The organism is Variovorax sp. P1_H12_2 (assembly GCF_056405335.1).
Genome location: NZ_JBFUCI010000076.1, coordinates 1 through 19363, shown reverse-complemented (window position 1 = coordinate 19363; position 19363 = coordinate 1). Strand labels below are relative to the sequence as shown.

Annotated in this window: 18 protein-coding genes and 1 pseudogene; 12 read left to right on the top strand and 7 right to left on the bottom strand. The window is 68.6% G+C overall.

The annotated features are described in order from the left end of the window. A pseudogene (locus tag AC1D2K_RS10545) lies at window positions 1-259 on the bottom strand (aromatic ring-hydroxylating dioxygenase subunit alpha); the annotation flags it as partial. Window positions 260-501: 242 nt separating this feature from the next. On the opposite strand from AC1D2K_RS10545, the gene xseB reads away from it, so the two are divergent. The 3 genes from xseB to dxs are packed head-to-tail and all read left to right on the top strand — an operon-like array spanning window position 502 to window position 3584. Next, a complete protein-coding gene (gene xseB, locus AC1D2K_RS10540; RefSeq protein WP_478088643.1) occupies window positions 502-768 on the top strand; it encodes an exodeoxyribonuclease VII small subunit in 267 nt (88 codons plus the stop codon). 40 nt (window positions 769-808) lie between these two features. Then, window positions 809-1726 carry a polyprenyl synthetase family protein gene (locus AC1D2K_RS10535; RefSeq protein WP_478088642.1) on the top strand — a complete coding sequence of 306 codons (918 nt, stop codon included), beginning with the start codon at window positions 809-811 and terminating at the stop codon, window positions 1724-1726. A gap of 16 nt (window positions 1727-1742) precedes the next feature. Continuing rightward, on the top strand, window positions 1743-3584 hold the full coding sequence (gene dxs, locus AC1D2K_RS10530) for a 1-deoxy-D-xylulose-5-phosphate synthase (protein WP_478088641.1): 1842 nt from the start codon (window positions 1743-1745) through the stop codon (window positions 3582-3584). A gap of 535 nt (window positions 3585-4119) precedes the next feature. Here dxs and AC1D2K_RS10525 read toward each other — a convergent pair. The 5 genes from AC1D2K_RS10525 to AC1D2K_RS10505 all read right to left on the bottom strand — a co-directional run bounded on the left by AC1D2K_RS10525 (window position 4120) and on the right by AC1D2K_RS10505 (window position 8764). Further along, the gene (locus tag AC1D2K_RS10525; RefSeq protein WP_478088640.1) at window positions 4120-4848 is read right to left on the bottom strand and encodes an ABC transporter ATP-binding protein; all 729 of its coding nucleotides are present in this window, start codon (window positions 4846-4848) and stop codon (window positions 4120-4122) included. Continuing rightward, window positions 4845-5645: an ABC transporter ATP-binding protein gene (locus AC1D2K_RS10520; RefSeq protein WP_478088638.1), complete on the bottom strand. Its 801-nt coding sequence runs from the start codon at window positions 5643-5645 to the stop codon at window positions 4845-4847. Before AC1D2K_RS10520 ends, AC1D2K_RS10525 begins: the two co-directional genes overlap by 4 nt. Continuing rightward, window positions 5642-6505 carry a branched-chain amino acid ABC transporter permease gene (locus AC1D2K_RS10515; RefSeq protein WP_478088636.1) on the bottom strand — a complete coding sequence of 288 codons (864 nt, stop codon included), beginning with the start codon at window positions 6503-6505 and terminating at the stop codon, window positions 5642-5644. The genes AC1D2K_RS10520 and AC1D2K_RS10515 overlap by 4 nt, the downstream gene beginning before the upstream one ends. 2 nt (window positions 6506-6507) lie before the next feature. Further along, window positions 6508-7389, bottom strand: coding sequence for a branched-chain amino acid ABC transporter permease (locus AC1D2K_RS10510; RefSeq protein ID WP_478088633.1), 882 nt, complete (start codon window positions 7387-7389; stop codon window positions 6508-6510). A gap of 223 nt (window positions 7390-7612) precedes the next feature. Then, window positions 7613-8764: an ABC transporter substrate-binding protein gene (locus AC1D2K_RS10505; RefSeq protein WP_478088631.1), complete on the bottom strand. Its 1152-nt coding sequence runs from the start codon at window positions 8762-8764 to the stop codon at window positions 7613-7615. Between the two features lie 115 nt (window positions 8765-8879). Between AC1D2K_RS10505 and AC1D2K_RS10500 the strand changes: the two genes are divergently transcribed. Genes AC1D2K_RS10500 through AC1D2K_RS10490 form a run of 3 tightly spaced genes read left to right on the top strand, consistent with a single transcriptional unit; the run spans window position 8880 to window position 12357 of the window. Continuing rightward, window positions 8880-9962 carry a TRAP transporter substrate-binding protein gene (locus AC1D2K_RS10500; protein WP_478088629.1) on the top strand — a complete coding sequence of 361 codons (1083 nt, stop codon included), beginning with the start codon at window positions 8880-8882 and terminating at the stop codon, window positions 9960-9962. A gap of 50 nt (window positions 9963-10012) precedes the next feature. Next, complete coding sequence (locus AC1D2K_RS10495; protein ID WP_478088627.1) at window positions 10013-11305, top strand: SUMF1/EgtB/PvdO family nonheme iron enzyme; 1293 nt, start codon at window positions 10013-10015, stop codon at window positions 11303-11305. A gap of 23 nt (window positions 11306-11328) precedes the next feature. Beyond that, the gene (locus tag AC1D2K_RS10490; RefSeq protein WP_478088623.1) at window positions 11329-12357 is read left to right on the top strand and encodes an alcohol dehydrogenase catalytic domain-containing protein; all 1029 of its coding nucleotides are present in this window, start codon (window positions 11329-11331) and stop codon (window positions 12355-12357) included. A 222-nt stretch (window positions 12358-12579) separates the two neighbouring features. On the opposite strand, the gene AC1D2K_RS10485 is transcribed toward AC1D2K_RS10490, so the two are convergent. Further along, on the bottom strand, window positions 12580-13344 hold the full coding sequence (locus AC1D2K_RS10485; protein WP_478088622.1) for a FadR/GntR family transcriptional regulator: 765 nt from the start codon (window positions 13342-13344) through the stop codon (window positions 12580-12582). A gap of 207 nt (window positions 13345-13551) precedes the next feature. Between AC1D2K_RS10485 and AC1D2K_RS10480 the strand changes: the two genes are divergently transcribed. The 6 genes from AC1D2K_RS10480 to AC1D2K_RS10455 all read left to right on the top strand — a co-directional run. Continuing rightward, window positions 13552-14757 carry an ABC transporter substrate-binding protein gene (locus AC1D2K_RS10480; RefSeq protein WP_478088619.1) on the top strand — a complete coding sequence of 402 codons (1206 nt, stop codon included), beginning with the start codon at window positions 13552-13554 and terminating at the stop codon, window positions 14755-14757. A 149-nt stretch (window positions 14758-14906) separates the two neighbouring features. After that, on the top strand, window positions 14907-15767 hold the full coding sequence (locus AC1D2K_RS10475) for a branched-chain amino acid ABC transporter permease (protein WP_478088617.1): 861 nt from the start codon (window positions 14907-14909) through the stop codon (window positions 15765-15767). A gap of 5 nt (window positions 15768-15772) precedes the next feature. Then, window positions 15773-16765: a branched-chain amino acid ABC transporter permease gene (locus tag AC1D2K_RS10470; protein WP_478088615.1), complete on the top strand. Its 993-nt coding sequence runs from the start codon at window positions 15773-15775 to the stop codon at window positions 16763-16765. Further along, the gene (locus AC1D2K_RS10465; protein WP_478088613.1) at window positions 16762-17532 is read left to right on the top strand and encodes an ABC transporter ATP-binding protein; all 771 of its coding nucleotides are present in this window, start codon (window positions 16762-16764) and stop codon (window positions 17530-17532) included. Before AC1D2K_RS10470 ends, AC1D2K_RS10465 begins: the two co-directional genes overlap by 4 nt. Next, window positions 17529-18236: an ABC transporter ATP-binding protein gene (locus tag AC1D2K_RS10460; protein ID WP_478088611.1), complete on the top strand. Its 708-nt coding sequence runs from the start codon at window positions 17529-17531 to the stop codon at window positions 18234-18236. Before AC1D2K_RS10465 ends, AC1D2K_RS10460 begins: the two co-directional genes overlap by 4 nt. A 32-nt stretch (window positions 18237-18268) precedes the next feature. Next, window positions 18269-19363: allantoate amidohydrolase (locus AC1D2K_RS10455; protein ID WP_478088609.1), on the top strand; the 1095-nt coding region annotated here is incomplete at its 3' end.

The window sequence follows — 19363 nt, the reverse complement described above, 5'->3', positions numbered from 1 at the left end:
GGATCAGGGCCTGGCGATGGCGGCAGACGTTCGAGATCAGCTCCACCCCCTTGGGCGTGTGAACGAGGGCGCGACCCTGCTGCTCCTGGGGCAGCGTGTGGAAGCTGCCGGGCTCGGGCACCGCGAGGCGGTGGCCGACGTAGCGCGGCCCGTTGGCGAAGAGCGTTTGCAGCTCGCGGGCGTAGAGCGCCTCGTCGAAGTACGCGGAAACCGGAAGTTGGCTCGAAGCCTGCTGCAGTTGAAGACTTAAATCAGACATGGGTGACCTGACCAAGCTCCCCACAGGGAGAGAGAAATGGAACGGAAGGCTGCCGTCGAAGGATGTAGACGGCCCGAAGGGAGGGCGCCGGCAGGGCCGGCTTTTGGGAGACGGGGATTGTACCCTCGGCGAACCCATCGGATGAGCTGCGTGCCGCGCGCTGCGGCGGGCGCTCCCTGGGGGGCGTCCGCCGCACCGCTCTGCCCCGTCCTAAAATGGCGGGTTTCACGCCAAACTCCTGAATGCCCAAGGTGCCATCCTCCCCATCGGCCGCCGTGCCTGCCCCGCCCGACACCGGCGCCCTGCCCGCGAGCTACGAAGCCGGGCTCCAGGAGCTCGAACAACTCGTCACCGAACTCGAATCCGGCCAACTGCCGCTCGACCAGCTGCTCGGCAGCTACCAGCGTGGCGCGGCGCTGCTCGCGTTCTGCCGCGAGCGCTTGCAGGCGGTCGAGGATCAGATCAAGGTGCTCGACGCGGGCAGCCTCAAGGTCTGGGCCGCCGAATGAGCGGCGCCCGCACCGCAGTGCGAAGCACGGAGGTTTGCTCATGAGCCGCCCGGACGCCCGGTTCTGGGACGCGGCGCGACTGGCCGCCTGGAGCGAGCCGCATCTGGCGCGCGTCGAGGCCGCGCTGTCGCAATGGGTCGGCGTCGATGCCCCGGCGCAGCTTGGCGACGCCATGCGCTATGCGGTGCTCGACGGCGGCAAGCGCTTGCGGCCCCTGCTGGTGTTCGCGGCCAGCGAGGCGGTGGCCGGCCGGCCACCGGCCGCCTTGCGCGCAGCCTGCGCGGTCGAGCTGATCCACGCCTACTCGCTGGTGCACGACGACCTGCCGTGCATGGACAACGACGTGCTGCGCCGCGGCAAGCCGACGGTGCACGTCAAGTTCGGCGAAGCCGGCGCACTGCTGGCCGGCGACGCCCTGCAGGCGCTGGCCTTCGAACTGCTCACGCCCGCCGGCGACGAGGTGGCGCCCGCGGTGCAGGCCCAGCTCTGCCGCCTGCTGGCCGCCGCCGCCGGCAGCCAGGGCATGGCGGGCGGCCAGGCGATCGACCTCGCCAGCGTCGGCCTGGCGCTCGACGAGGCGCAACTGCGCGAAATGCACGGCCTGAAGACCGGCGCGCTGCTGCAGGGCAGCGTCGAGATGGGCGCGGCCTGCGGCGATACGCCATCGACCGCGTCGCTGGCCGCCTTGCGCGACTATGGCGCAGCGCTCGGGYTGGCTTTCCAGGTGGTCGACGACATCCTGGACGTCATCGCGGATTCGGAAACCCTCGGCAAGACCGCCGGCAAGGATGCCGCGAGCGACAAGCCCACCTATGTGTCGCTGCTGGGCCTGGAAGGCGCCCGCGAGCAGGCCCGCGAGCTGCTGGCCCAGGCGCTCGCCGCACTCGATCGCAGCGGGCTGGCGGACACCGGTGCGCTGCGGGCGCTGGCCCACATGGTCGTGGATCGCGACCGATAACAACAAGACACTCCCCATGGCTCCGCTGCTTCCCACTCTCCACGATCCTTCCGCGCTGCGCCAGTTCGACCGTGCGCAGCTCAAGCAACTGGCCGACGAGGTGCGCACCTGCGTGCTCGACAACGTGTCGCGCACCGGCGGCCACCTGAGCTCCAACCTCGGCACGGTCGAGCTCACGGTCGCGCTGCACCATGTCTTCAACACGCCGCACGACCGGCTGGTGTGGGACGTGGGCCACCAGACCTATCCGCACAAGATCCTGACCGGCCGCCGCGAGCGCATGCCGAGCCTGCGCCAGCTCGGCGGCATCTCGGGCTTTCCGCAGCGCAGCGAGAGCGAGTACGACACCTTCGGCACGGCGCATTCGTCGACCAGCATCTCGGCCGCGCTCGGCATGGCGATGGCCGCCAAGCAGAAGGGCGAGGACCGCCACTCGGTCGCGATCATCGGCGACGGCGCGCTGACCGCCGGCATGGCCTTCGAGGCGCTCAACAACGCGGGTGTCTGCGACTGCAAGCTGCTGGTGATCCTGAACGACAACGACATGTCGATCAGCCCGCCGGTCGGCGCGCTCAACCGCTATCTGGCGCAGCTCATGAGCGGCAACTTTTACGCCGCGGCCAAGCACGTCGGCAAGAGCGTGCTGCGCGCCGCGCCTCCGTTGTTCGAACTGGCCAAGCGCTTCGAGCAGCATGCCAAGGGCATGGTGGTGCCGGCCACGCTGTTCGAGCAGTTCGGCTTCAACTACGTCGGCCCGATCGACGGCCACGACCTCGACTCGCTGGTGCCCACGCTCGAGAACCTCAAGCACCTGGACGGCCCGCAGTTCCTTCACGTGGTCACCAAGAAGGGCCAGGGCTACAAGCTGGCGGAGGCCGACCCGGTGGCTTACCACGGGCCCTCCAAGTTCGATCCCGCGGTCGGCCTGGTCAAGCCTGCCACCACGCCCAAGCAGACCTTCACGCAGGTCTTCGGCACCTGGCTGTGCGACACGGCGGCGCAGGACGGCCGGCTGGTCGGCATCACGCCCGCGATGCGCGAGGGCTCGGGGCTGGTCGAATTCGAGCAGCGCTTCCCTGGCCGCTACTACGACGTCGGCATCGCCGAGCAGCATGCGGTCACCTTCGCCGCCGGCCTGGCCTGCGAGGGCCTGAAGCCGGTGGTGGCGATCTATTCCACCTTCCTGCAGCGCGCCTACGACCAGCTGATCCACGACGTCGCGATCCAGAACCTGCCGGTGGTGTTCGCGCTCGACCGCGCCGGCCTGGTGGGAGCCGACGGCGCGACGCACGCGGGGGCCTACGACATCCCGTTCCTGCGCTGCATCCCGAACATGAGCGTCGCCTGCCCGGCCGACGAGGCCGAATGCCGGCAACTGCTGACGACGGCCTATGCGCAGAGCCATCCGGTGGCGGTGCGCTACCCGCGGGGCGCGGGTGCCGGCGTCACGCCGCATCTCACGCTCGACGGATTGCCGTTCGGCAAGGGCGAGATCCGTCGCGAAGGCCAGCGCATCGCGGTGCTCGCCTTCGGCACCTTGCTCTATCCGGCGCTGCAGGCGGCCGAGGCGCTCGATGCCACGGTGGTCAACATGCGCTGGGCCAAGCCGCTGGATGTCGAACTGCTGCTGAAGGTGGCGGGCACGCACGACGCGATCGTCACCCTCGAAGAGGGCGCGATCATGGGGGGTGCGGGCAGTGCGGTGCTCGAAGCGCTGCAGGCTGCGGGCGTGCAGAAGCCGGTGCTGCAACTGGGGTTGCCCGACCGCTTCATCGAGCATGGGGATCCGGCCAAGCTGCTGGCCGGGATCGGGCTGGACGCGGCGGGGATCGAGGCTTCGATTCGGGCGCGTTTCTAGCGCTGTTGCTCTTGGGACAGGGCTGCCGACTGGGAAGGGCGCCCGGCACGCGGTACGGGCCAGTCGACCCCACTACGCCGGCCCTTCGGGCTCCCTTGCGGTGCTCGCTTCAGGCGGGGTCCGCGCAAACTCGCTGCGCTCAAACACGCGCGGGCCTTTTTGGTATCCGCATAACTTCGCTGTGCGAAGTGAGCGGATCCCCGCTTCGCGAGCCGCCTGAAGCTGCGCTCCTCAGCGGCGCAGAGGGGATCGCCCGTCCCGCACCGCATGCCGGGCTTGGGGGGTGTTCAATCGCCGACGACGTCTCCAACGCCGATGCACCCCGACCTGTCCGCGGTGGCGGGCGGTATGCCCTGGGCCGGCCGTTGAGGCACCGCCGAGCAGCGCAGCGGTGCGCGGATCAGGGCTCGCGACTGTTTGAGCGGAGCGAGTTTGAGCGAGACCCCGCGTACCGCGAGCAGCGCAGGGCAGCCGCGAAGCGGCCGGTGACGTCGGCCGGCCCAGGGCATACCGCCCGCCGCCGCCACCAAGCGAGTCAGCCCCCCAGGTACGCGTCCTGCACCTTCGGGTTGCCCAGCAGTTCGCGGCCGCTGCCCTCCAGCACGATCTTGCCGGTCTCGAGCACATAGGCGCGGTCGGCGATCTTGAGCGCCTGGCGCACGTTCTGCTCGACCAGGAACACGGTCAGCCCGGCCTTGTTGATCTCGCGCAGCGTGCGGAAGATGTCCTGCACGATGATCGGCGCCAGCCCCATCGACGGTTCGTCGAGCAGCAGCACGCGCGGCTTGGCCATCAGTGCGCGGCCGATCGCCAGCATCTGCTGCTCGCCGCCCGAAAGGTTGCCGGCCAGCCCGTCGGCGCGCTCCTTCAGTCGCGGGAACAGCGCGTAGACATGATCGAGATCGGCGGCGCGCTGCGCCCGGCTGTCGCGCCGGGTGTAGGCGCCGAGCTCGAGGTTCTCGCGCACGGTCAGCGTGGTCAGCGTGGCGCGGCCCTCGGCCACCTGCACCATGCCGGAGGCGACGATCTTGTGCGGCGACAGCGAACTCAGGTCCTGGCCGCCGAGCAGCACGCGGCCGGCCGCCTTGGCCACCAGGCCCGACAGCGCCAGCAGCGTGGTCGACTTGCCGGCCCCGTTGGCGCCGACCAGCGTGGTGATCTGGCCTTCGTGCAGTTCGAAGTCGATGCCCTTGACGGCCTCGATATGGCCGTAGGCGACCTTGAGCCCCTCGACCTTCAGCAGCGGGGAAGAAGACGCGCTCATGCGGATGCTCCCTCGTTGCTCGCTTCGTCTTCTTCGCGGCCCAGGTAGGCCTCGATCACCTGCGGATCGTTGCGGATCTCGTCGGGCCCGCCGCGCGCGATGATGCGGCCGAAGTTCAGCACGGCGATGTGCTCGCACAGGCCCATCACGAAGCGCATGTCGTGTTCGATCATGAAAATGGTGTAGCCACGGCCGCTGATGTTGCGGATCTCGTGCATCAGGTCGGTCTTCTCGCTGCTGTTCATGCCGGCGACGGGCTCGTCGAGCAGCAGCAGCTTCGGTTCGGTGGCGAGYGCGCGCGCGAGTTCGAGCTTGCGCTGGTCGCCGTAGGAGAGATTGTCCGCGGTGTCGTTGCCCTTGTGGTCGAGCTTGACCCACGAGAGCAGTTCGCGCGCACGGTCGCGCGCGCGCTTTTCCTCGCTGCGGAACAGGCCCGAGGAGGCCAGCAGGCCGAAGCCGCCGTAGCGCAGCTTGGCGTGCATGCCGACCATCACGTTCTCGAGCAGCGACATCTCCTTGAAGATGCGGATGTTCTGGAAGGTGCGCGCGATGCCGCCGCGCGTGATCTCGTGCGGCTTCACGCCCGCGAGGTCGCGGCCTTCGAAGCGGATCGTGCCGCCGGTGGTCGGCAGCAGGCCGGTGGTCAGGTTGAAGACCGTGGTCTTGCCGGCGCCGTTGGGGCCGATCAGCCCGAAGATGCCGCCCTGCGGCACCTCGAGGTTGACGTCCTGCAGCACCTTGAGGCCGCCGAAATGGCGCGACACGCCGTCGAGCTGGAGAAGAGGCGCGGCGCTCATGCTGCAACCCCCTTGCGTCCGAACCATTGCCGGAAGCGCGCCGGGTCCCAGATGCCCTTGGGCAGGAACAGCACGATCAGCACCAGGATCACGCCGTTCACCACGAGGCGGAAGTCGCCGAAGGCGCGCAGCGCCTCGGGCAGGATGGTGAGGATCACGCCGCCGAGCACCGGGCCGGTGAGGCCGTTGATGCCGCCCAGCACGGTCATCGTGAGGATGTCGACGCCGCGGTCGAAGCCGAACTCGTTCGGGCCGATGAAGAAGGTCTGGTGCGCATTGAGCACGCCGGCCAGGCCGGCGATCGCGCCGCCGAGCACGAAGGCCAGCATCTTGTGGGCGCCGACGTCGATGCCCATCAGGCCGGCGGCCGTCTCGTCTTCCTTGATGGCTTCGAAGGCACGGCCGACCTTGGAGCGGCGCATCCGCCACAGGCCCATCAGCACCAGCACCAGCGCCAGCCCGACGTGCCACCACTGGGTGACGGGCGGGATGCCGTTGAGGCCCAGCGCGCCGCCGGTCAGCGACTCGGCGTTGAGCACCACGATGCGCACCACTTCGCCGAAGGCCAGCGTGGCCATCGCGAGGTAGACGCCCGAGAGCCGCAGCGTCGGCTTGCCGATCACGAAGGCGGTGAGCGCCGGCGCCGCCATGCCGGCCGCGATCGCGACCGGGAAGGGCACGCCGTAGGTCATCGTGAGGATCGCCGAGGTGTAGGCGCCGATGCCCATGAAGGCGGCATTGGCCATGGCCAGCATGCCGCACGAAAGGGTGAGCCAGATCGATAGCGCGAGCAGGGCGTTGGTGCCCAGCGTGAGCACCAGGTTGCTGTAGACCGACCAGAAGTTGTTGAGTGCGTCCATGCTCAGACCTTGCGTTCCTGCATGGAGCCGAACAGGCCCTTCGGGCGCACCAGCAGCACCAGGAACAGCAGTCCGAACGCGACCGCGTCGCGCATCGTCGAGCCGATATAGGCCACCGACAGCACCTCCGCGAGGCCGAGGAACAGGCCACCCAGCATCGCGCCGCGGATGTCGCCCATGCCGCCGAGGATGATCACCGCGATGCCCTTGTGCAGCATCGGCTGGCCCATCAGCGGGAACACGGCGTTGGAATAGAGGCCGATCAGAACGCCGGCCAGGCCACCGAGCGCGGCGGCCGCGAACGAAGTCAGGAAGAACAGGCCCTCGACGTTGATGCCGAGCAGGTAGGCCGCCTTGGGCGATTCGGCGATCGCGCGCAGCGCGCGGCCGAGCTGGGTGCGCTTGAGCGCCACCATCAGCACCGCCATCAGCACGAAGGACAGCAGGATGATGCCGAGCTCGAGCGCGGTCAGGTGCAGGCCTGCGAGGTCGAGCGATTCGCCCGACACCACGCCGGCCGGGAAGCGCACGTTCTCGGCGCCGAAGATGCCCTGCACGCCGTTGTTGAGGATGATCGCGACGCCGATGGTGGCGATCATTGGGATCAGGTGGGGTGCATTGCGCGCGCGCAGCGGCTTCAGCACCAGGAAGTCGATCAGGAGGCCCAGCAGGCCGCAGAAGACGAAGGCGAACAGCAGTCCGGCCCACAGGGGCAGCTCGAAACGCGCCATGGCCTGGACCGCGGCATAGGCGCCGACCATGAAGACCGCGCCGTGCGAGAGGTTGATGACGCCGAGCACGCCGAAGATGAGCGTGAAGCCGAGCGCGAAAAGCGCATACACGCACCCCAGCGAAAGGGCATTGACGAGTTGCTGTTCAAGCATGGAGTTTCCGTTCCGGAAAAAAGCGGGGCCGGCCAAGCCGGTCCCCGCTGTTCGTGAAACACCGCGGAACTGGCTTTGCCAGGCCGCTGGTGTTGCCCCCGGCGAGGGGGCTGAGGGCCGCGGCTCCAATTCTGCCTGCGCAGAATTGGACGGCCCGAAGAGCCGCCGCCTCCGGTGGCGACTCGAGGCGGCTACACGAAGTGAGCCAACCTGGGGGAGAGCCTTACTTCGCGATTACGAACTCGGCGCCCTTGGTCACGCTGACGATCGGGGTCTGCTGGGCGTCGTAGCCGGCCGGCTTGCCGGTCTTGTCGGTGGCGCGGCGGAACTGGAAGGCGCCGGTGGCACCGGTCCACTTGGCGTTCGGCAGCGCGTCGCGCAGCGCCGCACGGTCGGTCGTGAGGTTGCCGGTCAGCTTGACACCCTTGAGCGCCTGGGCCGCGATGAACATCGCGTCATAGGCTTGCGCGGCGAACTGGTCGGGCGCGGTCTTGTACTTGTCGTTGTAGGCCTTGATGAACTTGCTGTTCTCGGGCGTCGCGTTGCTGGACGACCAGGGGCTGCCGACGTAGAGGTTGTCGGACTGGCCCTTGGCGAGCTCGAACACCTTGACCGAGTTCATGCCGTTGCCGCCGATGATCGGCACGTTGAGGCCGAGCTGGCGGGCCTGCACCATGATCGGCGCACCTTCGGCGATCAGCGCCGACAGCACGATCGCATCGGCGCCGCTGGCCTTGATCTTGGTCAGCTGGGCCTTGAAGTCGACGTCGCCCTTGGCGAAGGTCTCGGTGGTGGTGACCGGGATCTTCAGGTCTTCGAGCGCCTTCTTGAAGTTGTCGTAGCCGCTCTTGGTGAAGACGTCGTCGTTGCCGTAGAGCACAGCGACCTTCTTGATGCCGGCGTTCTTGACCGCGGTCTTGATGGTCTCGGGCAGCACGTCGGCTTCGGTCACCGAGTTGCGGAACACGTGGTCGCCGATCGAGGTGATGCCGTCGGCGGTGTTGGAGGTGCCGAAGGCCACGGTCTTGGCGGCCTGGGCGATCGGGTCGGCGGCCTGGGCCGAGTTCGACAGGGTGGGGCCGAAGACCATCAGCACCTGGTCCTGGAAGATCAGTTTCTTGAAGACGTTGATCGCTTCTTCCTTCTTGCCCTGCTCGTCGGCGACGACCAGCTCGATCTTGTTGCCGTTGACGCCGCCGGCCGCATTGATCTCGGAGGCCGCGAGCTCGAAGCCGTTGCGGATCGCGACGCCGTACTGGGCTGCACCGCCCGACAGGGCTTCGGCAACGCCGATCTTCAGGTCGGCGGCTTGGGCAGCGAAGGCGGCGAAAGTCGCCAGGGCCAGCAGCGAAGTCTTGAACGGGAGTTGTCTCATTGGAAGGATCTTTCGGGGAAAGGAAGGAACGGGGCGGCCATTTTATAAGGTGCGCGTTCAGTGATTCCTACAATCGCGCGTCCCCGTCTTGCGGGATTTCCTGGAGTTTCACTCGATGCAGCGTCGTTTTCTGATTCAGCGTGGCGGTATCGCCGGCGTGCTGGCGGCCGGCATCGCGCCGGCCGCGCATGCGCAGGCGCTGACGCGCTGGCGCCTGGCGTCGAGCTTCGCGAAGTCGCAGGACCTGCTCTTCGGCGCCGCCGAGGCCCTCGCCAGGAAGGTCGGCGAGATGAGCGGCGGCCGGTTCCAGATCGAGGTCCATGCCGCGGGCGAGCTGATGTCGCCCCAGGGTGTGCTGGACGGCGTGCAGCGCGGCGCCATCGAGGCCTGTCATACGGCGGGTTCGTTCTTCTTCGACAAGAACGARGCCTTTGCGCTCGGGGGAGCGATCCCCTTCGGCATGAATGCGCGGCAGTTGAGTGCGTGGATGACCGAGGGCAACGGCCTGAAGCTCAGCCGCGAGTTCCACGCCGGCTTCGGCGCGCTCTGTTTTCCGTGCGGCAGCGCGGGCGCCCAGCGGCTCGGCTGGTTCGTGCGCGAGATCCGCAGCGTGCGCGACTTCAAGGGCCTGAAGGTCCGCTTCGACGGCCTGGCGGGGCGCGTGCTCGCGGGCCTGGGCGTGGTGGTACAGGGCCCGGCGACGGGCTTCGACATCYGGGACGCGCTCGCCAAGGGCGCCATCGGCGCGGCCGAGGGCCTAAGCCCCTACGACGACCAGAAGCTCGGCCTGCCCAAGGTGGCGCGCATCTGCCATTTCCCGGGCTGGTGGTCCGGTGCGATGCAGCTCGACCTGCTGGTGCACCAGAAGGCCTTCGATGCGCTCACCGCCGAGTACAAGGCCATTCTGTCGGCCGCCAGCGCCGCGGTGCATGCCGAGCTGCTGGCGATGTACGACGCCCGCAATCCGGGGGCGCTGCGGCAGCTGGCCAGCGCCGGCGCGCAGATGAAGCCCTTTCCCGGGCCGGTGCTGGATGCCGCCTTCCAGGAGTCGATGGCCTTGTGCCGCGAACTGGGCGCGCGCAACCCGGCGTGGAAGAAGATCCACGACGACTACCGCGCCTTCCAGCAGAACCAGTTGTTCGCCGACCGCTTCACCGAGGCGCCGTTCGACGCCTACCTGCAAGGCGCAAAGCTATGAGGCGGGCCGGGATTTGCCCGGCTTGCGGCCGGCGGTCGCCATAATGCGCGATGCCTTCGAGTCCGCCGTCATCGACGCCGTTCGGCACGCCCGGCCTGCCGTATTCGATCGACTCGCCGGACATGCGCCGGGCCGGCCGTGAGCTGCTGTCGCTGGCGCTGATCGACGCGCGCAACCACACGCTGCATCTGCTGTCGCTCTACGAGCAGGCGCTGGGTGCGTCCACGCTGGCCGTGCCCCGGATCGAAAGTGTCGATCCGCCGGTCTGGCTGGCCGGACATCTCGGCTGGTTCTCCGAGTGGTGGATCGCGCGCAATACGCAGCGCGCCTTCGGCGCCGATTGCCCGGTGCGCCCGACGCGGCTGGCCGCGATCGAGCCGCGGGCCGACGCGTGGTGGAATCCCTCGCAGCGCGCGCCGGCCGACCGCGACGCGCCCGACCTGCCGGATCTGGCGCAGACCAAGGCCTACCTGCTCGACACCCTCGAAAGCACGCTCGAATTGCTCGAGCATGCGGCCGAGACCGACGCCGGGCTCTATTTCTATCGCCTGGCGCTGTTTCACGAAGACCTGCGCGGCGAGCAACTGCTGGTGATGGCGCAGACCCTCGGCCTGCCGCTGGCGGTCGAAATGCCGCCGGCCGCGGTGACGCGGCCGCCGCTCTCCGTGCCCGCGACCGCCTGGGAACTCGGCCTGGCGGAGACCGGCTTCGCCTTCGCGCAGGAGCGCGGTTGCGAGCGCGTCGAGGTGCCCGAGTTCGAGATCGATGCCCAGCCTGTCACCTGGAGCCAGTACGTCGAGTTCGTCGATGACGGCGGCTACGACCGGCCCGAATTCTGGCGCCCCGAAGGCGTGGCGTGGCTGACGCAGCAGGCCGAAGGGCGGCGCGGACCGCGTCACGTGGAACAGATCGGCGGGGCGCGCCATGGCACCGGGGGCTCGGTGCTGCTGCAGCAGTTCGGCCGTACGGTGCGCGCAGCGGGCAACCGCAGCGCCGTTCACGTCGCCTGGTGGGAGGCCGATGCCTGGGCGCGCTGGGCCGGCCGGCGCGTGGCAACCGAGGTCGAATGGGAAATCGCCGCCCACACCGCCTCCCGCCGCGGCTTCCGCTGGGCCGACGTGCACGAGTGGACCGCGGGCACGCTGCAGGCCTGGCCCGGCTTCCGTGCCGACCCGTGGAGCCTGGGCACGGAGTTCGATCCCGGGCCCGCCTTCGGCCAGGCCCGCGTGCTGCGCGGCGCCTCCTTCGCGACCCGGGCGCGCCTGCGCTCGTTGAAACGCCGCGGCTTCGCGCTTCCCGATCGCGACGACGGCTTCTTCGGCTTCAGGACCTGCGCGCTGTGAGCGCCTTTCACCAGGAGACTTTCATGATGCAAGCGGCGGTGCTCAACGAATTCGGCAAACCCCTGGCGATCGAGGAGGTGCCCGTCCCTCAGCCGCTCGCCGGCGAGGTGCTGGTCGAAGTGCTGGCTTGCGGCGTGTGCCATTCGGACCTGCACATCGCGGACGGCGACCTGCCGGGCTTCCGCGCGCTGACCAAGGCACGCGTGATTCCAGGGCACGAGGTGGTCGGCAAGGTCGTCGGCCTCGGCGGCGGCGTGACGGTGCTGAAGGTCGGCGACCGCATCGGGGTGCCATGGCTCTACCGTGCCTGCGGCCGTTGCGAGCAATGCCTCGAAGGCAACGAGAACCTGTGCCGCAAGGGTGCGGCCGTGACCGGCATGTCGGTCGATGGCGGGTATGCGCAGTTCATGTGCGCGAACGCGGACTACGCGGTGCGCATCCCCGATGCGTTGAGCGCCGAGCAGGCCGCGCCGCTGCTCTGCGCCGGGGTCACGAGCTATCGCGCGCTGCAGAAGGCGCATGTTGCCGCCGGCCAGCGCGTGGCCGTGTTCGGCGTCGGCGGGCTCGGCCATCTGGCCGTGCAGATCGCCCGCGCCCTGGGCGCCGAGGTCTTCGCGCTCGACGTCAGCGAGGCCAAGCTGGCGCTGGCGCGCGAACTGGGCGCGGACCATGCGCTGAATGCCACCGACCCGCAGGCCCTGGCGCTGATCCGCAAGCGGGGCGGCGCGCACGTGGCCGCCGTCACCTCGGCGGCCCACGTCGCCTACGACGCGGCGATGAGCATCCTGCGGCCGGGCGGCACGCTGTGCGTCATCGGCCTGCCGGCCGAGCCGTTGCGGTTCTCCGCCCTGGCCCTGGTGGGCAGCGAGGCGCATGTGATCGGCTCGGCGGTCGGTACCCGCGAGGACCTGCGCGCGGTGCTCGATCTCGCGGCCCGCGGGCTGCTGCATTGCCGCGTGGAATCGAGCCCGCTGTCGGCGATCAACGAGGTCTTCGACGCGATGCGTCGCGGCATCATTCAGGGCCGCGTGGTGCTGGATCCGCGCGGGTGAAATAGCCCCCACGCTCCCCCACTTCGTGTGGGTCGCTGCCCCCCGAGGGGGCCGCAGGCCGCCTTGGGGCGGCCCGGCGCCGGCCCGGATGGCCCCCACGTTCCCCCACTGCGTGTGGGTCGCTGCCCCCCGAGGGGGCGTCAGCAGGCCGCCCGTCGGCGCGAAGCGCGGACTTCGCCGCGCTGGCGGCCCGGCGCCGGCCTGTGAGCCCCCACGCTCCGTTCAACGCTGGCCGCTCGGCAGCAGCAGACGCTTGGCGCCGATGTGCGCTTCCATCTCGTGGTTGTGGATTTCCGCGTCGATCATGTGTTGGGCCATCAGGCGGCGCACGGTCTCGGCGTCTTCGTTGCGGTAGGCCGCCAGCAGCTTGGTGTGATAGTCGACATTGGCCTCGCCGAAGTGGTGATGGTCGAGCGCCTTCTTGTAGACCACGAGGTCGCGCAGCAGGTCGTTGAGGAAGCGGCACATGAACGAGAGCACCGGATTGGGGCAGCTTTCGGCCAGGATGGTGTGAAACGCGAGTTCGGCTTCGCGCTGGATGCGCAGTTCATCTTCCGAGGTCGGCTCGTGGGTGCACAGGCGGATGTTCTCTTCGAGGCGCACCATCTGCTGCGGCGTCAGCCGGCCCACCACGCTCACGGCCAGTTCGGGCTCCAGTGCCTTGCGCAACTGGTAGATGTGATGCCCGTCCAGGTGATGGAAGTGCAGGAAGTTGCGCAGCGGCTCCGAGGCGTGATCGACCGACACCTGCTGCAGGTAGGCGCCGCCGCCCGGCCCGGTCCGGATCGAGATCAGCCCGCGCACCTCCAGCGCCTTCAGCGCCTCGCGCACCGTGCTCTTCGAATAGCCGAAGAGCTCGATCAGTTCCTTCTCGTTCGGTAACCGGTCGCCGGGCTGCTTGCGCTCGGCCACGATCCATCGCTTCACGTCTTCGACGATGACGTCCGAGAGCTTTTGCCGCTTGGGACGGTGTTGGCCCACTGTCATGCGCACGCTCCATGCCCATCGGGAGATGCGCACCAGCGCGCGATCTTACTGGCGCTTGCGAAGGCGCTTTCTTGGGGAGGAGGGATGAATGCAGGCACGGCGATTGCTAACGGGTTTTTACTAGCATATTAATCCAATTTATCCAGTTAAATCGCCGCAGCTCGCGGAAGYCATTTCTTCACTTCACACCACGATCGGAGCGCTCAATTGCAACGCAGACAACTTCTCCAACTGGCCGCCCTCTCGGCCGCGCCCGCCTCCCTGCTCGCCGGCCGCGCCGCCTTTGCCCAATCGGCGGACCCCATCCGCTTCGGCTGTCCGGTGCCGATGTCGGGGGCTTTCGCGGCCAACGGCAAGTTCTCCGACCTGGGCATGAAGCTCGCCATCGAACAGTACGGCAGCGTGCTCAATCGGCCCCTGGCCTACACGGTGCTCGACACCGAAGGCAAGCCGGCGACCGCGGTGCGCAAGGTGCAGGAGGCCTCGCAGCAGCAGGGCGTGCGCTTCTTCGTGGGCGGGATCCTGTCGTCGGAAGCGCTGGCGATGGGCAAGGAAGTCGAGAAGGCCGGCGGGCTCTTCATGACCTCGGCCGGCGCTGACGAGATCACCGGCAAGGATTGCAACAGCGCCACTTTCCGCTGGTCGGTGCCCACCTTCGGTGCCATCGAGCAAACGGTGCGTCCGCTGGCGGCCGCGCTGCCCAACGCCAAGCGCTGGTACACCATCACGCCGCAGTACGTGTTCGGCGAGGGCCTGCTCGGCGCAGCCAAGGCGATCTTCCAGGAGAAGGGCATCGAGCACGTGGGCAACAGCTACCACTCGCTCAACGAGAAGGAGTTCAGCGGCTACCTCACCAATGCGGCGGCCGCCAAGCCCGACGTGCTGCTTCTGCTCAACTTTGGTGCGCAGTCGTCCGATGCGCTGCGCCAGGCGGTGAGTTTCGGCATGAACAAGAACATGACGATCCTGATGGCCTGGGCTTCGGGATTGGAGCAGTTCGAGTCCTTGGGCGCGGACCTGTGCGATGGCGTCTATTTCGGCGCCCAGTACTGGCACACGGCCGACACGCCGCTCAACCGCGACCTCGTCAAACGCACCGCCGACAAGCTCAAGATCGTGCCCAACTACAGCCTCGCGAGTTCTTACGTCGGCACCAAGATCCTGCTCGACGGCATCGTCAAGGCCGGCACGGTCGACCCGAAGGCCGTGATCGCGGCGCTCGAAGGCATGAAGTTCGACGGCCTGACCGGGATCGAGGAAATCCGCAAGGCCGATCACCAGGTGATCAAGGACTACTACCTGCTCAAGGGCAAGGCCAAGTCGAAGATGAAGAATCCGGCCGACTTCGTCGACGTGGTCAGCTTGGGCAAGTCGTTCCTTCCGATCGACAAGACCGGCTGCAAACTGGGCTAAAGAATGTGGCCCCCACGCTCCCCACTTCGTGTGGTTCGCTGCCCCCCGAGGGGGTGCAGCCCGCCTTGGGGCGGCCCGGCGGCGGGCTGGCCTGACCCCAGAGGACTCTTTTCCATGCGCTACCCGTTGGCGCGCCCTACGTCGCTCACATGACCGTCTACCTGCTCCAGACCCTCAACGGAATCGGCATCGGCATGCTGTATTTCCTGCTGGCCGTTGGCTTGTCCATCGTGTTCGGCCTGCTGCGTTTCGTGAACTTCGCCCACGGGGCTTTCTATCTGCTCGGTGCCTACCTGTGCTTCCAGGCCATGCAGTGGGGCCTCGATTTCTGGGCCGCGCTGGTGCTGGTGCCGCTGTTCGTCGGCGCGCTGGGATGGGCCGCCGAGAAGCTCCTGCTGCGCCGTGTCTACGCCAAGGCGCACGAGTTCCACATCCTCGTCACCGTCGGCCTTGCGCTCGCGGCGCAGGAAGTCGTGATCGTGCTGTGGGGGCCGCTCGGCAACAGCGTGCCCACGCCCGACCTGCTGCAGGGCGTGGTCATGTGGGGCGCCTTCGTCTATCCCAAGTACCGGCTCTTCGTGATCGGCTTCACGGCCGTGCTGGCGGTGCTGCTGTGGTGGGTGCTCGAGGGCACACGGCTGGGCAGCGCGGTCCGTGCGGGCAGCGAATCGACCGAGATGGTGTCGCTGCTGGGCATCAACGTGTTCCGCGTCTTCAGCCTGGTGTTCGCGCTGGGTGCGGCGACGGCCGCATTGGCCGGCGTCCTGGCCGCGCCGATCCGCGGCGCCGAGCCCTTCATGGGGGTCGAGGCGCTGGGCGTCGCCTTCGTGGTGGTGGTGATCGGCGGGCTCGGCAGCTTCGGCGGCGCGCTGGTGGGCGGGCTGCTCATCGGCGTGGTGCAAAGCCTCATGAGCACCCTCTGGCCGCCCGGTGCGAGCCTGATGATCTACATCGCGATGGCGGCCGTGCTGCTGCTGCGCCCGCATGGCCTGCTCGGCCGTCGAGGATGAAAACCATGCCAAGAAAAATCACGTTCCTGCTGGCGCTGGCGGTTGCGCTCGGCTTGCCGCTGGTGTTGCGCTCGGGGTCGCTCGCGAGCGAGGTGCTGATCTACGCGCTGGCGGCACTGGGCTGCAATCTGCTGCTGGGCTACACCGGCCTGCTGTCGTTCGGGCAGGGCATCTTCTTCGGCCTGGGCAGCTACACCCTGGCGCTGCTGCTGACGCGCCTGCAATTGCCGATGCCGGTCGCGCTGGCCGCGGCGACCGCCATGGGCGCGGTCGGCGCCGCGTTGGTCGGCTGGGTCGCGATTCGCCAGCGCGGCACTTACTTCGTGATGCTCACGCTGGCCTTCGCGCAGATGTTCTACTTCCTGGCCTACACGGCGACCGATCTCACGGGCGGCGACAACGGCCTGCTCGACGTGCCGCGTCCGCCGCTGTCGCTGTTCGGCCGCACGCTGTGGTCCATGGACACGCCGTGGACGTACTACGCCTTCGTCGCCGTGGTGTTCCTGATTGCGTTCGGATTGCTGCTGCGCGTGTCGGATTCGATCTTCGGCCGCACGCTGCTGGCCATCCGCGACAACGAGGACCGGGCCGCCGCGGTGGGCTACAACCTCCGGCGTTTCAAGCTGCTGGCCTTCGTGATCTCGGGCGCGGTCACCGGCCTGGCGGGCGGGCTGCACGCGATGATGACCGGCATCGCGCCGCTTTCGAATGCCGAATACCACACGAGCGAGATGATCCTGGTCATCACCGTGATCGGAGGCACCGGCAACCTCTTCGCCTCGGTGCTGGGTGCGGCTTTCTATGTGCTGCTGGCCGACTGGCTCTCGTCCTTGTGGCCGCGATGGCTGCTGTTGCTGGGGCTGTTGCTGATCGGCGTGAGCATCGGCATGCAGCGCGGCCTCTGGGGGCTGGGCGAAAGCGCGTGGCGCCGCCTGTTCCGCAGGTCGCCGCAGGTGCCGCAGCCGGAGGTCCTGGCCGGACAGGGAGAGAAGGCATGACGCAGACCGCACTGATCGAAGCCGTCGGTGTCACCAAGCACTACGGCAAGTTCGCCGCCCTCGGCGGCGTGGACCTCCGGATCCTGCCCAACACCGTGCATTCGGTGATCGGCCCCAACGGCGCCGGCAAGACCACGCTGTTCCACATGCTCACGGGCACCGGCACCACGACGGGCGGACGCATCGTGTTCGACGGCCACGACGTGACGCGTGAGCCCGACTACCGCCGGGTGCAGCGCGGGATGGCGCGTTCCTTCCAGGTCACGAGCCTGTTCGCCAGCCTGCCGGTGCGCGAGAACCTGCGGCTCGCGGCGCAGGGCGTGACGCCGCGCCGCGCGCTCAATTGCTGGCGCGCGCCGGTCGGCGAACTGTCCTGCGCCGACACCGTGGCGGAAGTGCTTCAGCGCATCGGCCTCGAGCGGCTGGCCGACACGCCGGCCAGCGTGCTCTCGCACGGCCAGCAGCGGCGCCTCGAAGTCGGCATGGCGCTGGCGGCGCGGCCCAAGGCGATCTTTCTCGACGAGCCGACCTCGGGCATGGGCATCGACGACCTCGACGACATGAAGCAACTGATCCGCGGCCTGCGCGACGCGCACACCGTGGTGCTGATCGAGCACAACATGAACATCGTGATGGACATCTCCGACACCGTCACCGTGATGCAGCAGGGCCGCGTCCTGGCCGAGGGATTGCCGGGCGACATCCGCGCCGATCCGCGCGTGCGCACGGCCTACCTCGGCAACATGATCACCGGGGGGCGCGCATGAGCGGCATTCTCGAAGTCGCGAACCTGCACAGCCACTACGGCAAGAGCCACGTGCTGCAGGGCGTCTCGATGACCGTGGGCGAGGCCGAGGTGGTCACGCTGCTGGGCCGCAACGGCGCGGGCAAGTCGACCACCCTGAAGAGCATTGCCGGCGCCGTCACACCCACCCGCGGCAGCGTGCGGTTCCAGGGGGCCGACATCGCGGGTCTCCCGCCGCACCGCATCGCGGCCCGCGGCGTCTGCCTGGTGCCCGAGCACCGCGGCATCTTCAAGCTGCTGACCGTGGAGGAGAACCTGCTGCTCGGCCAGCGGCGCGATTCGCCCTGGCAGCTCGACGACATCTACCGCATTTTTCCGCGCCTGAAGGAGCGGCGCCGCAACGGCGGGGGCCAGCTTTCGGGCGGCGAGCAGCAGATGCTGGCCATCGGGCGCGCGCTGATGAACCACCCGCGCCTGCTGATCCTCGACGAACCGGTGGAAGGCCTGGCGCCGGTGATCGTCGAAGAGATCGTCGCCCAGCTGAAGCTGATCAAGGCCGCCGGCGTGGCGATCCTGCTGGTGGAGCAGAACCTGGAGGTCTGCGTGCAGCTGGCCGACCGGCACTACATCCTGGAGCAGGGCGTGATCGTGCACGAGGCCGGCAACGCGGACTTCGTCGCCGACCACGAAGTGAAGGACCGCTACCTGGGCGTCGGCCTGGTCTGAATGCATCCGATCCGTCTCTTTCTCGCAAAGCCATGACTACATCCCCCGAACTTTCCCCCGTGTCCGACGCACCGGACGTGCGCCATCTTCGCGTCGACGGCCGGCGTCTCTGGAACTCGCTGATGCAGCTCGCCGAGCTCGGCGCCACCGAGAAGGGCGGCGTCTGCCGCATCGCGCTGACCGAGCTCGACCGGCAGGGCCGCGAGCTCTTCGCGCGCTGGGCCCGCGAGGCCGGCTGCGAGCTGCGCGTGGACCAGATCGGCAACATCTTCGCGCGCCGTGCCGGACGCAACAACGCGCTGCCGCCGGTCACGACCGGCAGCCACATCGACACCCAGCCCACGGGCGGCAAGTTCGACGGCAACTACGGCGTGCTSGCSGGCCTCGAGGTGATCCGCAGCCTCAACGATGCGCAGGTCGTCACCGAAGCGCCGCTGGAGGTGGCGGTGTGGACCAACGAGGAGGGCTCGCGCTTCGTGCCGGTGATGATGGGCTCGGGCGTCTTCGCCGGCGCCTTCACGCTCGAGCACGCGCTCTCGCAGCGCGACAACGAGGGCGTCAGCGTGGCCGATGCGCTGGCCGCCATCGGCCATGCCGGCCCGGCGCCCGCATCGGCGGCCGCATCCCCCGTGGGTGCGTACTTCGAAGCGCACATCGAACAAGGGCCGGTGCTGGAAGCCAACGAGCGCGTGATCGGCGTGGTCRAGGGCGCGCTCGGCCAGCGCTGGTACGACGTGGTGGTGCAGGGCATGGAAGCGCATGCCGGTCCCACCCCGATGGAACTTCGGCACGACGCGTTGCTGGCCGCCTCCGAGCTGGTGATCGAGGTCAATCGCATCGCGCTCGCGCAGGCGCCGCATGGGCGCGGCACCGTCGGCTGGATCGATGCTTACCCGAATTCGCGCAACGTGATCCCGGGCAGGGTGCGGCTCAGCGTCGACCTGCGCGCGGCCGACGACACCGTGCTGCTGGCCATGGACGCGGCGCTGAAGCAAGCGACTCAGCGCATCGGCGCGCTGCACAAGGTGGACCTCAGCGTCGAGCAGGTGGTGTATTTCCCGCCGCAGGCCTTTGCGCCGGCGCTGGTCTCGGCCGTGCGCGACGCCGCGCAGCAGCAGGGCATGACC